At 64.0% G+C, this 14720-nt stretch carries 14 protein-coding genes; 7 read left to right on the plus strand and 7 right to left on the minus strand.

All coding sequences use genetic code 11. The features are described from left to right. Window positions 1-24: 24 nt before the first annotated feature. The 5 genes from AC51GT_RS19165 to AC51GT_RS19185 form a co-directional block, all read right to left on the minus strand. Entirely contained in the window at window positions 25-999 is a 975-nt protein-coding gene (locus tag AC51GT_RS19165) for a transposase (RefSeq protein ID WP_496329362.1), read from the minus strand. A 44-nt stretch (window positions 1000-1043) separates the two neighbouring features. Then, complete coding sequence (locus AC51GT_RS19170; protein WP_496324071.1) at window positions 1044-1439, minus strand: hypothetical protein; 396 nt, start codon at window positions 1437-1439, stop codon at window positions 1044-1046. 269 nt (window positions 1440-1708) lie between these two features. Beyond that, on the minus strand, window positions 1709-2500 hold the full coding sequence (locus tag AC51GT_RS19175; RefSeq protein ID WP_496329817.1) for an SDR family NAD(P)-dependent oxidoreductase: 792 nt from the start codon (window positions 2498-2500) through the stop codon (window positions 1709-1711). A 55-nt stretch (window positions 2501-2555) separates the two neighbouring features. Next, window positions 2556-2819, minus strand: a complete 264-nt coding sequence (locus AC51GT_RS19180) for a hypothetical protein (RefSeq protein ID WP_496326653.1) — start codon at window positions 2817-2819, stop codon at window positions 2556-2558. Next, entirely contained in the window at window positions 2797-3960 is a 1164-nt protein-coding gene (locus AC51GT_RS19185; protein ID WP_496326654.1) for a 3-ketosteroid-9-alpha-monooxygenase, oxygenase component, read from the minus strand. The genes AC51GT_RS19180 and AC51GT_RS19185 overlap by 23 nt, the downstream gene beginning before the upstream one ends. 184 nt (window positions 3961-4144) lie before the next feature. Between AC51GT_RS19185 and hsaA the strand changes: the two genes are divergently transcribed. Then, window positions 4145-5311 (plus strand): 3-hydroxy-9,10-secoandrosta-1,3,5(10)-triene-9,17-dione monooxygenase oxygenase subunit, encoded by a 1167-nt coding sequence (gene hsaA / locus AC51GT_RS19190; protein WP_496326655.1) that lies wholly within the window; start codon window positions 4145-4147, stop codon window positions 5309-5311. Between the two features lie 8 nt (window positions 5312-5319). Here the strand turns inward: hsaA and AC51GT_RS19195 are convergent, their stop codons facing one another. Next, window positions 5320-6858 (minus strand): FAD-dependent oxidoreductase, encoded by a 1539-nt coding sequence (locus AC51GT_RS19195; protein ID WP_496329818.1) that lies wholly within the window; start codon window positions 6856-6858, stop codon window positions 5320-5322. Between the two features lie 162 nt (window positions 6859-7020). Between AC51GT_RS19195 and AC51GT_RS19200 the strand changes: the two genes are divergently transcribed. From AC51GT_RS19200 to AC51GT_RS19225, 6 genes are all read left to right on the plus strand, one after another. Next, a complete protein-coding gene (locus tag AC51GT_RS19200) occupies window positions 7021-7662 on the plus strand; it encodes a TetR/AcrR family transcriptional regulator (RefSeq protein ID WP_496326656.1) in 642 nt (213 codons plus the stop codon). A 229-nt stretch (window positions 7663-7891) separates the two neighbouring features. After that, window positions 7892-9055 (plus strand): steroid 3-ketoacyl-CoA thiolase, encoded by a 1164-nt coding sequence (locus AC51GT_RS19205; protein ID WP_496326657.1) that lies wholly within the window; start codon window positions 7892-7894, stop codon window positions 9053-9055. A gap of 60 nt (window positions 9056-9115) precedes the next feature. Further along, entirely contained in the window at window positions 9116-11317 is a 2202-nt protein-coding gene (locus AC51GT_RS19210) for an acyl-CoA dehydrogenase family protein (protein ID WP_496329819.1), read from the plus strand. Between the two features lie 22 nt (window positions 11318-11339). Beyond that, entirely contained in the window at window positions 11340-12209 is an 870-nt protein-coding gene (locus AC51GT_RS19215) for a MaoC/PaaZ C-terminal domain-containing protein (RefSeq protein ID WP_496329820.1), read from the plus strand. After that, the gene (locus AC51GT_RS19220) at window positions 12206-12862 is read left to right on the plus strand and encodes a PaaI family thioesterase (RefSeq protein ID WP_496326660.1); all 657 of its coding nucleotides are present in this window, start codon (window positions 12206-12208) and stop codon (window positions 12860-12862) included. Before AC51GT_RS19215 ends, AC51GT_RS19220 begins: the two co-directional genes overlap by 4 nt. A 23-nt stretch (window positions 12863-12885) precedes the next feature. Beyond that, entirely contained in the window at window positions 12886-13674 is a 789-nt protein-coding gene (locus tag AC51GT_RS19225) for an SDR family NAD(P)-dependent oxidoreductase (protein ID WP_496329821.1), read from the plus strand. Window positions 13675-13710: 36 nt separating this feature from the next. On the opposite strand, the gene AC51GT_RS19230 is transcribed toward AC51GT_RS19225, so the two are convergent. Beyond that, window positions 13711-14088, minus strand: a complete 378-nt coding sequence (locus tag AC51GT_RS19230) for an SdpI family protein (protein ID WP_496326662.1) — start codon at window positions 14086-14088, stop codon at window positions 13711-13713. Window positions 14089-14720: the final 632 nt, after the last annotated feature.

Below are 14720 nucleotides of genomic sequence, written 5' to 3' on the forward strand. Positions count from 1 at the left end.
CGGTAGATGTCAACCTGTGTGGAGTCATTTTGTGGCGGGTTGGGGTCCGGTGGAGTTGATTCCTGACCAGTTCGGGGCGGGTGGGGCGGTTGGTGGTTGGCGGAATCGGTCTGGGTGTTCGGTGTAGTAGGCGTCGAGTGCTTGTTGCCGGCGGCGGTGGGTTTCTCGCCAGGATCCGTCGTGGACGTCGTTGGGTGTGTAGAGGCTGATGCCGCTGTGGCGGTGGTGGTTGTTGTACCAGTCGGTGTAGGTGGTGACGTAGTTGCGGGCGTCGTTGAGGGTTTCGAAGATGCCGGGGAAATGTTTGCGGTGTTTGAGGGTTCGGAACTCTGACTCGGAGTACGGGTTGTCGTTAGAGACGCTGGGACGTGAGTGCGATTCGTTGATCTTGTTGTTGCCGAGCATGGTTTTCATGGCATCGGAGCGCATCGCTGATCCTGAATCTGCGTGTACCCATTGGGGTTTGGTTCCTTCTGTGGTGAATGCGGTTTCGAACATTTCCACTGCCATGTAGTCGAGTTCACGGTTTTCGACGCGGTTGGCGATGATCTTGCGGGAGAAGATGTCGATGATTGAGTACACCTTGAATGCTTGTCCGCGGTAAGGGGCTTTGAAGTCGGTGATATCCCAGGACCAGATTTGGTTCGGTCCGGTGGCCAGCAGTACGGGTTTTTCGCGGGGCCCGGTTTTGGTGCGGTGGGTTTTGACTGGTCGCTGTGATTGTTCCAAGGCTGCGGCGTAGCGCCACCAGGTGCGGCGTGAGCCGACTGTTATGCCCTGGTCCCAGGCGGTGGCGTAGGCCTGGTCGACGGAGTCGCCGCGCGTCCAGGCCCGTAGTACGTGCTCCTCGATCGTGGTGATCTCGGTCAGATTCAGTGCGTGTGGTTGGTGGCGTTGGGGGTGTGAGATCGGGTTGCTCACCCGGTTTCGGGGGCGTTGGCGGTATTGCCAGGTTGACCGTGAAATATTCAGTACGGCAAGGGCTTTGCGTTGGCTCATCCCGGGTAGCTGTGCAAGTAGGGTGACCAGCATGTTTTCGGAGGTCAGGAACTGGGTGGCTCGGGTGGAGTGGGGGTGTCGTCGGGCGTGTGCTCGCTCCACTTGTGCATGAGCCCGATAGCTTTTCCCAACGCGTCGTTGGCCGCTCGTAAGGAGGAGTTTTCCTCGTGGAGTTCGGCCAGTTGCGCGTCGTGTTCGCGTTGTTGTTGGGTCAGGAGTTTTTCCAGATCCTCAAGTCGAGCAGGGTGGCTGGTCATTCCTCGAGTCTTGCGAGGTACGAGGTCGCGGTCAAGGTCGCCGTGGAGATAGGCGCTGCGCCAGCGTGCTAACTGTCGGAGGCTGAACGGTTTGTCCTGCAGCCAGGCGGTCTTGCTGCCGTGGCGCTGTTGGAGGTAATCGAGGACGAACTCTCGTTTCTCATCGGTGGTGAAGGCGAGCATCGGGCTTCCTCTCGGTGCGGTGACTCACCTTGAGGCTGACACGGAGGGTAGTTGAGCAACTTTGGCACGGTCGGCGGTGATAAGGGCACGGTCAACGGCGTTTTCGGCACGCTCGACGGTGGGGCAGGCCTTGCGGACCGAGTTGATGGTCTTCTCGACTTCCCAGAATCCGCCTGCATCCATCATGCTCCAGAGACAGGTGTGCCCGGCTCGTCTGACGACGAGCCGGGCATCGCTGTGAACTTCAGGTCGGGCTTGTCGCCGACCGCTCAGCTACGGCCGAGCAGCTTGCGCATACTCTCGGCGGCGCCCTTGACGAGCTTGTTCCGCGGGAAGCCGTTGCGTTTCTGAGCAGCCTCGTAGTTGCCGCCGGCAACCCATAGGGGACCGTCAGCGAGGTGTTCGAGTCCCTCGCGCGCAACATCTTCGGGCTCGGAGACGTTCATACCGGGGATGTCGAAGTTCAATCCGGCCCGAACCATCGCGGGCGTGCGGGTGACACCGAGTACGAGTTCGACCACGTGCACACCGAACGGTTCGAGTTCGAGCCACAAGCTCTCGGCGAAGATGCGGCCGAAGGCCTTTGACGCCGCATAGATGCTCTGATGTTCGGCACCCATGTAACCCGACAACGAACCCAGCAGCATGATGCCGCCGCGTCCACGGTCTTTCATCTTGGCACCGAAGTGATGCGAGAGGGTCAGTTGTGAGGTGATGTTCAGGTCGATCACGCCCTGGAATCCGGCCAGTTCGCCGGTGACGAACTCGTGGCCGTAGCTGTTGGCTCCGGCGTTGAAGATCAACAGTCCGACCTCGACATCGTCGGTGGCCTGACGGATCTGGTCGAAGGCGTCGGGAGCCAGCAGGTCGAGGGCCAGGGTGCGGACCTCGACGCCGTTGGCCCGCGACTTCTGTGCGGTTTCCTCGAGCGGGCCGGGCTTGCGGGCGATCAGCACGAGGTTGATCCCCACCGCGCTCAGTTCGTCGGCGAACGATGCGCCGACACCTTCGGAACCGCCGGCGATCACCGCCCACGGACCGTAGTAACTCTTGTCGATCAAGACATGCTCCTTCAAATCTGCGTTACCGGGCAAATCTGCTGTGCCGGCGAATGACTCAGTGCAGCGAGCCGAGTGGGCGAACCGGTGTGGGATCGAGCACGGCAACCGAACCGGCGTGCGCGGCGGCCTCGATCGCCTCGGTCAGGAAACGGCACCGCTCGCGGGGCGCGCCGGACCGGCGGGCTGCGCCGGACTGTTCACCCGAGAAATCTCGGCAGGCGCTGCGGGCAGCGGGGTTCCACTGCACCGACGTGTGTTCCCAGCTGTTCTTCTGGACCAGGACCTGAGCTGCGCACTCAGTGCACTGCAACGGTTGCATCGGTCTCGGTTGCCTTCCGTTCGAGATTTGCTTCCACTTCCTTCTTCCACGATTCAACCGCACGGGTTGTGTCGAGTTCGAACTCGAAGCGTTCGGTCATCTCCGGTGTCACGTCTGCGATATCGACATAGAACTGCTCGTACCAGCGGCGGAGCTGGTACACGGGGCCGTCTTCTTCACACAGCAGTGGATTCTCGATGCGGGTCTTGTTCTTCCAGATCTCGATGTCCTGCTCGAAACCCTTGGCGATGAAGACACCGAAGTTCTTGGCCATCTCGTCGGCGGCGTCGCCTTCGAGATGGCTCGACTTCTTGACGATCATGCCGTACTGCAACACGAACTTGTCGGCGCTCACCGGATAGTGGCAGTTGATCAGAACCGACTCGACGTCGTGATCCTCATACTGGTAGACCAGGTCATCGACCATGAAGGACGGACCGAAATAGGTTGCCTCCGAACGGCTTCCCAGCATCCTCGGCTGACCGGCAGCGTGCGGGCGCATGTCCTCGCGGGCCTGTCCGCGCATGAACTGGCTGGCGACGTGACCCTCGAAGACGTTCTTGAAGAACGTCGGGAACGAATAGTGCACATAGAAGAAGTGAGCCATGTCGACGATGTTGTCGACCACCTCGCGGCAGTTGGTGTCGACCTCGATCCGGTACCAGACCCAATCCGACCACTCGTCGCTGAGCGCGCCCTCGATGCGGGGGATGGTGACGTCGGCCGGCGGCGGATTGCCCTCGGGATCGTGCCAGACGAACAGCATGCCGTCCTGGTCGAGCACCTTCCACGACCGTGTCTTCGCCACCGGCGGTACCCGGCGGGCGTAGGGGATGTTCTTGCAGCGACCGTTGGCAGCCCAGCGCCAGTCGTGGAACGGGCAGGCCACCTCGTCGCCCTTGATGGTGCCCTGGCTCAGGTCGCCACCCATGTGCCGGCAGAACGCGTCGAGGATGGCGAGCTCTCCGTCACTCTTGGCGAACACCACCAGTTTGGTGTCGAAAGCGTGGATGGCATGGGGTTTGCCGTCCCGGAAAGAATCGGAAAGGCCGAGGCAGTGCCAGCCTCGGGCGAACCGCGCGGGCGGTGCCCCGGTCTCGATCTCGCGGATCTCAACTGATTCGGACTGCGATGTGGTCACGATGCGTCCGTCCTTTCCATGGAGAGTTGTGGCTGCAGACCTGTTCTCAAAACGCTAGGTGATCACGCACACATCCAAAGCTCATGTCCCACTAACCGAGACCTACCGCGCCGAAGGTTCGGTGCCGGGCACCGGCCTACCATCGTCAGGAGGGCCCGCAACACACCGATGGAGTTTTCTGAACATGACCAACGAGGTCTTGCAAGCAGTTCGCACGTTGTTACCGACCATCGCCGACCGGGCACGTGAGGTCGACGAATCGAGGCATGTGCCGGTCGAGAGCATCACCGACCTGCAGCAGGCGGGCGTGTTGAAAATGTTGCAGCCCAAACGATATGGCGGCTCCGAAAGTGACCCGGTGGAGTTCTACGAGGTGATCCGGGCCATCGCGGGGGCTTGCGGATCCACCGGATGGGTCGCATCGGTGCTGGGGGTACATCCGTGGCATCTGGCGCTGTTCGATCAGCGGGCCCAGGACGACGTGTGGGGTGAGAGCACGTCGGAGCTGTTGTCATCGGCCTATGCCCCGGTGGGCAAACTGACGCCGGTCGACGGCGGATATGAACTCTCGGGCAGCTGGCGGTTCTCCTCGGGATGCGAACACGCGTCGTGGGCGCTGCTCGGTGCCCTGGTGTTCGGTGCTGAAGGCAGACCGGTCGATTTCATGACCGTCCTGGTGCCGCGGACCGACTACGGCATCAAGGATGTGTGGGACGCGGTCGGGATGCGCGGGACGGCCAGCAACGAGATCACCGTCACCAAGGCGTTTGTCCCCGAATACCGCACCATCCGGAACTACGAGACCGCCCAGTTGCGTGGTCGGGGACAGAAGGTCAACGGAGGTCCGCTGTACCGATTGCCGTTCGCAACGATCTTCACCTCGGCCGTCGCCGCCCCGATCGTGGGCGTCGTCGCCGGATGTCACGAGTCTTATCTGACGATGATGCGCGAGCGGGTGCGGCTCAGCCTGGGCGGCGGTCGGTTCGCCGAGGATCAGGCAGCGCAGGTGGCGGTGGCGCGTGCGGCGTCGGAGATCGATGCGGCGATCCTGCAGATGGACCGCAACGTCCGCGATATGTGGGAGCTGGCCCGCGCCGGCGAGGATCTGCCGATGTGGATGCGGCTACGGGCCCGTCGGGACCAGGTCCGCGCGGTCGAACGATCGCTCGAAGCCATCGACCTGTTGTTCAAGACGTCCGGCGGTAACTCGCTGACCCGGGGTAATCCGATCGAACGGGCGTGGCGGGACGCCCATGCGGGCAGCGTCCATGTCGCCAACGAACCCGAACGCGCCCTGGCCCTGTTCGGCCGGGGAGCGTTCGGGTTGACCGTCGAGGACAACCTCGTCTGACCCGGCGATCAGTCCAGCATGTGCTGGACGGCGCGGTAGGAGAACGTCATCGCGGTACCGAGCGGAACACCGGGTCCCGGGTAGAACGGGCCGCTGAGTGATGCACTGGTGTTGCCTGCGGCATAGAGACCGTCGATCGCGGTCCCATCGGTGCGCAGCACCCGGGCGTCGGCGTCGGTACGGACGCCGCCCTTGGTGCCCAGATCGCTCAGGATGATGCGGGCCGCGTAGTACGGACCGGTCGTGATGGGACGCAGGGCCACGTTCGGAAGCTCCGGATTCGGCGGACAGAAGAACGTGTCGTAAGGGTCTTCACCGCGCTGGAAGTCTTCGTCGACGCCCCGCTTGGCCTGGTCATTGAATCGTTCGACCGTGTGCCGCAGGGTGTCGGCGGGCGCGCCGATCTTCTCTGCGAGTTCCTCGATGGTGTCCGCGGCCACCCACGTGCCGGCGGCGAAGTGTTCGTCGGCGGAGGCCGCGGGGATCGACATCGACGGGAGCACCGGGCCGCCTTCGGCGGAATCGAAGACAAGGTACGACGGCACGGACGTATCGGCGCCGTGCGCGATCATGGCGCGGCCGAACTGGTCGTAGGGCAGGGACTCGTTGAGGTACCGGTTGCCGGCCTGGTCGACCAGGACACCGCCACGAACACAGACCATGAATGCGCCTGACCCGTCGGGCATTTCGACGCCGGGGCACCACCACGCCTCGTCGAGCAGGGCGGTGTCGGCACCGACCGCGACCGCGGCCCGGATCAGGTCGCCGGTGTTGGCGCCCTGCGGACCCATGCTCCACTGCGCGCGACCGGGTGTGTGGTTGGCCTCGCGGAGTTCGGCGCTGCCTTCGATACCGCCGGCGGCCAGCAGGACGCCGCGCTTGGCGTGGATGCGCAGGACCTCACCGTCAGCGGTCTCGGCCTCGACCCCCACCACGCGGTCGCCCTCGGTCAAGAGCCGACGCGCGGCAGTCCCGGTGCGCAGATCCGCGTGGCCGGTGGCCTTCAGCGCCAACAGCAGACGGCCGATGAGGGCACGCCCGGCGATGAGGGTCATGTCCGGATGCTTCTGTCCGGCCCGGTCGATGTGTGGTTCGGGCCGGACCAGCTCCCGCAGATCGCCGATCTCGTCGCTGGGCAGATCGATGGGATTGATCGAGCGGCCCGCATCCATCCGGCCCGGTGCCTTGAAGTAGTCGGGGAAGGGCTGGTACCTGAACTCGATGCTCGGGCTGCGTTCGAGGAAATCGACCACCGCGGGGGCAGTGGTTACGTAGGCCTCCTGGCGCTCGAGTTCGCTGTCGCCGACCACGGCCCGGAGATAGGTACGGGCCTTCTCTGTTGAATCATCGAGTCCGGCGCGCTCCTGGGCGACGGTTCCGGGCAACCAGACCGACGCACCGGAATATGACGACGTACCACCGAACAGACCGGTCTTTTCCAATACGATGGTGTCCAAGCCGTTCGCTGCCGCCGTATAAGCGCCGGTCAGGGCGCCGCCGCCAGATCCCACAACGAGCACGTCGCATTGAATGGTCCAGTCTTGCATCGTCATTCCTCCATCTGGTCGAGTCGGTGTCCCACGCAATCGCATTCCCGCTTCAGACACACCGAAGATCCCACTGAGTGGGCAGAATGTGATCGTTTCCTAGTCTGGTGAGACAGTCAGATGTTCAGTTCGCACAGCAGCGCACGATGAGGAGGTTGGACGGTGCCCAGGATCGCCGAGGCGCGAGACGCTGCGGAACCCAGTTCCGACCATCAGCGGGCCCGCCATGTCCGGATACTCGAGGCCGCGGCGGAGTTGGCGAACGAGAAAGAATTCGCGCGCGTCCAGATGCAGGAAGTGGCGAAACGCGCCGGCGTGGCGATCGGTACCTTGTACCGGTATTTCCCCTCGAAAACGCACCTTTTCGTGGCCGTGATGGTCGAGCAGATCGAGCAGATCAGCGACAATCTGGCGCAGCGACCACCGGTGGCGAACGGCGGCAAGGACGCCATCTATGAAGTGCTCGTCCGGTCGACACGAGGTCTGCTGCGCAGGCCGGCGTTGTCGACGGCGATGATCCAGTCGAGCAGCACCGCCAACGCGGCGACCGTGCCCGATGCGGGCAAGGTGGACCGGCTGTTCCACGAGATCGTGATGTCGGCGGCCGGGATCGAACATCCCACCGAAGACGACCACACCGCGGTCCGACTCTTGATGCAGTTGTGGCTCGGCGTGATCCAGTCGTGCCTGAACGGCCGGATCTCGATCCCTGACGCGGAATCGGATATCCGCACAGCGTGTGACCTACTGCTTGCGCGCATGTCACCCAGCGACCAGGCGCGGATGTCGCACAGCGATTTCTGACTGAAATACATTCTTGTCTCGCACCCCAGCACCCATCCGTCGAGCGTGCCGAAATCACCGTTGACCGTGCCGAAACCACCGTTGACCGTGCCAAAACGGTTGCCGCACCAGATTTGAGACTTACCGACCCAACCCGTGGTGGCACATTGCTCGGCACTGAAAAATAGAATACATTCTAGAAATATCGATCTTGGCGCTGGAAGTCCTCGCGCCATCCAAAGGAGCGAACATGAGCAATGTCGTCATCGTGGAAGCAGCGCGCACACCGATCGGTCGTCGTCGCGGCGCGTTGGCAGGCCTTCATCCGGCCGTCTTGCTGGGTGCTGCTCAGCAGGCCGTGCTCGACCGCACGGGTCTGCCCGCGGCCGAGGTCGGTCAGCTCGTGGGTGGCTGTGTCACCCAGGCCGGGGAGCAGTCGAACAACGTCACCCGCCAGGCATGGCTGCATGCCGGACTGCCGTACACGACGGCTGCGACCACGATCGACTGTGCGTGCAGCTCCTCGCAGCAGGCCGTTCACATGGTTGCCGGCCTGATCGCTTCCGGACAGATCGACGCCGGTATCGGTTGTGGAGTCGAGGTGATGAGCCGGGTGTTCCTGGGCCAGGCGAATGCCCCCGGCACCGGAAATCCGTACCCGGATGACTGGACCATCGACATGCGTGATCAGTTCACTTCGGCTGAGCGCATCGCCGAGCGTCGTGGCATCAAACGCGGCGACGTCGATGCGCTGGGCCTGCAGTCGCAGCTCCGTGCCGCCGCTGCGTGGGCAGAGGGTCGCTTCGACCGCGAGATCGTGCCGGTGCAGGCACCGGTTGTCGACAAGGAGGGCACGCCCAGTGGTGAGATCGCCACGGTGACCCGTGACGGCGGACTGCGCGACACCACCGCAGAGGGACTGGCCGCGCTGAAGCCGGTCATCGAGGACGGCATGCACACCGCAGGCAACTCGTCGCAGGTCAGCGACGGCGCCGCGGCGGTGCTGCTGATGAGCGAGGAGAAAGCCGCACAGGCGGGCCTGCGCCCCCGTGCACGCATCGTCTCCTCGGCGATGGTCGGCTCCGACCCGTACTACCACCTCGACGGCCCGGTCGACTCCACCCGGATGGTGCTCGAGCGCACCGGAATGTCGTTGGGCGACATCGACATCGTCGAGATCAATGAGGCGTTCGCGTCTGTGGTTCTGTCGTGGGCGCAGGTGCATCAGGCGGACATGTCCAAGGTCAACGTCAACGGTGGAGCCATCGCCCTCGGACATCCGGTCGGTTCGACCGGCTCGCGGCTGATCACCACCGCGCTGCACGAACTCGAACGCAGCGACAAGTCGACTGCGCTGATCACGATGTGCGCCGGCGGTGCGTTGTCGACTGCAACCATCATCGAACGTATCTGACACCCCCCACCTGACTCGCCCGACCCGGCAGCGGCCTGAACAACATGGGAATTGAACGACATGGGAATTGAACTCACCGACGACGACCGCGAACTGCGCGATTCCGTGCGGGGATGGGCGGCGCGTCACGCGACCCCGACTGTGATCCGGGATGCGGTGGAAGCCAAAACCGAACTGCGCCCGAGCTATTGGCCGTCACTGGCCGAACTCGGCATGCTCGGACTCCACCTGCCCGAAGAAGTTGGTGGTGCCGGCGTCGGACTTGTGGAGCTGGCCATCGTCACCGAGGAACTCGGACGCTCGATGGTGCCCGGACCGTTCCTGCCGACGGTTGTCGTCTCGACGGTCCTACACGAAGCGGGCCGGACCGCCGAACTCGCCGGACTCGCCGACGGATCGATCTTCGGAGCCATTGCGTTGCAACCAGGTTCGCTGCGCCTGACTCGGGACAACGGCACCGTGACACTGTCCGGAACCTCCAGCCACATCCTCGGGGGACAGGTCGGAGACCTCTTCCTGCTGGCAGCCGACGACAACGGCTCCCTCGCGTATGTCGTTGTGTCGCGGGACCGCCTCGACATCACCGACCTGCCGAGTCACGATCTGGTTCGACGCAACGCCGAGGCCAGGGTCGACGGTCTCGAGTTGTCCGAGATGGACGTACTCGGCCTCGATTCGCAGCGAATCCTCGACATCGCGGCAACCCTGCTGTCGGCAGAGGCGGCCGGTCTGGCCGACTGGTCCACCACCACCGCGGCCGAATATGCCCGGGTACGACAGCAGTTCGGCCGGGTCATCGGCCAGTTCCAGGGCGTCAAGCACAAGGCTGCGCGCATGCTCGGGCTCACCGAGCAGGCGCGGGTGACGGCATGGGACGCCGCGCGTGCGATGGGCCCGGACACTGATCGTGTCGAGGGTTCTCTGGCAGCGGCGGTCGCCGGCGCGGTGGCGCCCGAGGCCGCGTTCACCGTCACCAAGGACTGCATTCAGATCCTCGGCGGTATCGGGTACACGTGGGAACACGACGCGCATCTGTATCTGCGTCGCGCCCAGACGCTTCGGATCATGCTGGGCTCGACCGCCACCTGGCGTCGCCGGGTCGCAAACCTCACCATCGATGGCGCCCGTCGCGTCCTGGGCATCGAACTGCCGCCCGAGGCCGAGAAGATCCGCGCCGACATCCGGGCCGAACTCGCCGGAGCCGTCTCGTTGGACGACACCGAACGCAAGGCGTTCCTGGCCGACAAGGGTTACACTGCACCACATCTGGCCGCCCCATGGGGCAAGGGTGCCGACGCCGTCACCCAGCTCGTCATCGCCGACGAGCTCAGGGCCGCCGACCTCGAGCCGCACGACATGATCATCGGCAACTGGGTGGTCCCCACCCTGATCGCGCACGGCAGCGAAGAACAGTTGCAGCGTTTCCTCCCGCCGTCGCTGCGTGGCGACATCGTCTGGTGCCAGCTGTTCTCTGAACCCGGTGCGGGTTCGGACCTGGCCGGACTCAGCACCAAGGCGACCAAGGTCGACGGTGGCTGGAAACTGCAGGGCCAGAAGGTGTGGACCTCCATGGCTCGCGACGCACACTGGGGCATCTGCCTGGCGCGCACCGACGGCGACGTGGCAAAACACAAGGGCCTGTCGTACTTTCTGATCGACATCCGGAACAGCGAAGGCCTCGACATCCGGCCGCTGCGGGAGATCACCGGCGAATCATTGTTCAACGAGGTCTTTTTCGACGACGTGTTCGTACCCGACGAGTTGCTGGTCGGGCAGCCCGGTGACGGCTGGAAGCTGGCTCGCACCACATTGGCCAACGAGCGGGTCTCGCTGTCCAACGACTCGTCGCTGGGTTCCGGTGGGGAAGCGCTGCTCGAACTCGCGGCCACCATGCCAGGCGGCCTGGACTCCGAACAGATGACCGTGCTGGGAAAGGTTTTGTGCGACGCGCAGACCGGCGGGCTGATGGGTCTGCGGACCACGTTGCGGTCGCTCACCGGTGGGCAGCCGGGAGCCGAGTCGTCGATCGCAAAGTTGCTCGGTGTCGAGCACATCCAGCAGGTCTGGGAGGTCGCGATGGAGTGGTCCGGCCCGTCCTCGCTCCTGGGCGAGCAGGATCGATGGTCACCTACCCAGCAGTTCCTGAACTCGCAGTGCCTGTCGATCGCCGGCGGTACCACCAACGTCCAGCTGAACATCATCGGCGAGCGGATCCTGGGCCTGCCCCGCGATCCGGAGCCCGCGAAACCAGTTCGGGCATGACCACACAGAAGGAGTCCTAGCCGTGGGTATCGACCTGAACGTGGCATTGTCCGCCGATCCGACCGTCCGCGACGTGTCCTGGACCGAGCGGGACGTCCTGCTCTATCACCTGGGCCTCGGCGCGGGTATGGACAATCTGGATCCGGCCGAATTGGCCTGGGTGTACGAGAAGAACCTGCAGGTGGTCCCGACATTCGCGATGGTTGCCGGACAGGGCGTTTCGGCCGGTGCACTTGCCGCGCCGGGTATGAACCTGCCGGGCATCGACATCGACCTGCGCAAGATCCTGCACGGTGGACAATCGCTGCAACTGCATGCGCCCATCCCGGCGTCGGGCACCGCGCAGATCTCATCGCGGGTTTCCGATGTCTGGGACAAGGGCAAGGCTGCGGTCATCGTGCTCGAACAGGCGGCCACCGATGCCGACGGAAACCCGTTGTGGACCAGCTCGATGCAGATCTGGGCCCGCGGCGAAGGCGGCTTCGGCGGACCGGCCGGTCCTGATGCGGCCACCGCCATTCCTGACCGGGAAGCGGACAAGGTGCTCGTCACCCCGACGACCGCACAACAGGCGCTGGTGTACCGGCTCAGTGGGGACATGAATCCGCTGCACGTCGACCCGGCGTTTGCCGAGATGGCCGGTTTCGACCAGCCGATCCTGCACGGACTCGCCTCGTACGGCGTCGTGTGCAAGGCCGTGATCGATGGCGTCCTCGACGGTGATCCTGCAGCGGTGCAGTCCTATTCGGTACGGTTCGCCGGATCGCTGTGCCCGGGGGAGACGATCGAGACCTCCGTCTGGCGGGAAGGCAACCAGTTGATCCTGCAGGCCGTCTGCGTCGAACGCGAGCAGCAGCCGATCCTCACCCACGCGACGATGGGGATCCGATGAGCCAGGACCCGGCAAAGCACCCGACCGTCGGGAACGCGCCGGACGGCATCGTCCTGACGTCCCTGCCCAACGGTGAACCGGTCGACCTCGCGGCCAATGCCGCGCGCCGCGTTGTGGATGCACTGTTGCGTACCGATCGCAGCAACGCGAACCTGCAGCGGGTTGCCGAGGAATTGAACAGTATCGCCGAGCATCTCGAAGAACACGCTCCGGAGGTCGCCGACCGCCTGATCGACATGTGGCACGGCGAAGGTGTCACCCGACACGATCCGGCCACCGGACCCGAGAATGCGATCGCACCGCCGCTGACGCTGGTCGGCCGCGACGACGGTTACGTCGAAGGTGATGTGACGCTGACGTTCCCGTACCAGGGTCCTCCCGGACACGTCCACGGCGGCGTGGCGGCGTTGCTGCTCGACCACACGCTCGGTGTGGCCAACGCCTGGTCCGGCCGCAGTGGTGCCACGGCTCAGCTCAATGTGCGCTATCACGCTCCGACCCCGCTGTTCGAGCCGTTGACGGTGCGCGGCAAGTTGATCGAAGAGAACGGCAGAAAGATCACCACAGTGGGTGACATCCGTACCGCGGACGGAACAGTCTGTGTGTCGGTTGAGGCATTGTTCATCGACAAGACGGTGCCCCGCCCTCGTTAGGCGGAACCGGCGAAGGAGTCTTCATGGCCAAGTTGGACGGCAGGGTGGCTGTGGTCACCGGAGCTGGTATGGGCATCGGTCGAGGGATGGCCGGAGCGTTTGCGCGCGAAGGCGCCTCGGTGGTCGTTGCCGAAATCGACACCGCTGCAGGCGAACAGACCGCTGCGTGGTTGCGTGCCGAATGGGGCGTGGCAGCGGAGTTCGTCCGCACCGACGTCACCGACAAGGCCCAGGTCCTGGCCATGGTGGACGTTGCGGTGGAACGTTTCGGGCGGCTCGACATCCTGGTCAACAACGCCTGGCGCGGCTCCGGCTATGCGCGCTTGGAGAACATGACCGACGAGCAGTTACGCGGTGGTTTCGACATGGCGGTGATGGCCGCGTTCTGGGCCATGCAACGAGCCCTGCCCGAGTTGCAGAAACACGGCACCGGCCGCGTCATCAACCTGTGTTCGCTCAATGGTGTCAACGCGCACATGTACTCGGTTCAATACAACGCTGCCAAAGAGGCCCTGCGCAGCCTGACCCGGACCGCGGCCCGTGAGTGGGCACCGCATCAGGTGTGCTGCAACGTGATCTGTCCGGGTGCACAGAGCGAGGCCTATAAGCGGGTTGTCGAGGCCAACCCGGAGATGGCCGCCGGCATGGCCGCGGAGAACCCCATGGGTCGCATCGGTGATCCGCTGGACGACATCGGTCCCGTTGCCGTCTTCCTGGCCGGTGATGACAGCCGTTACCTCACCGGCAACACCCTTTTCGTCGACGGTGGTGCCCACATCAACGGTGTCCAATGGGCGCCGGCCGTCGATTAGGGTCGTCTCTGGCATTTTTTCGGGCTCCTGCGGTTGCTACCTGCGCGGCCGCAGCGATTTCGCCGCGTTGTTGCCCTTCACCGCTGAATAGAGCAGGACGACGAGCACCACCAGAAACATGACGGCTGCAGCGACAGCTGACACCACAGATCCGAAACCTGTGATGACGCCGATCGCGACCTGTATGCATAACCCCGCCAAGGCTGTCCAGACCGCCCGGCGCAGAAGCGGCCGCGCAACCTGATGGGCCAACTGCCACGCTTCAGGGCTCGACAAAGTCGCCTTCGTGCGTATGCCCATGACGGGATTCGGCTCGTCACCGACGAGTCGCGGCATCAGTCCGGCAGCGAACGCGACGATGAGCGTCGACGACGTCAGTGACGCCGTCAGACCCAGTAGGTCAGATGATGCCACCGGCCGGCCTCTACGTCAGATTGCGTGCATCGGAGTTCCCGGCGGGTGCCGCTGGAACACACCTGACTGTATGCGAATCGATGCCGACGCGGCTGTCCGGGGTGACGCGATCCAGGTGTTGGCGGATGAGTAGCGGGGTAGTTTGCGGGCGGGTTACCGGCGGCAGCAGCGTCTTTCATCTCTGGCGCGACGGCCCTCAACGGGCAAACGCGGGCTCAGGTGTCCACGCTGCGTGCGGTGAGGTCGAGGTTCGAGGGCTACCACGGTATTGGGGAAGGCGCTGCTGATCCGGGGGTCGGTACCCTTGCCAACGTCGTACCTGAACTCAACGGCCGCCCACGCAAACGCTGCGACTGGAGAACTCCGCCAAAGAACGACAAACTACTGCAATTGGTGCAGGGCAGGCCGAATCGGCATTGGTTCCTGCAGTTACAACACCTTGTCTATTGGGCTGTTCGATCGAGATTGAGGTTAGGTATTTCGTCTTGCTACCGAAAGACGTTGGGTCCGAGCGGAATTGATTCACAAAAACCATTGCGAACGTATGTTCGATCGACTAGGCTGTAATTAGTCGGCCCCGAGCATCACGTATCTGACGCCTTCCCCGCAGAGACACCCGGTCGACGCCCCGG

The organism is Williamsia sp. z34, from assembly GCF_059553395.1.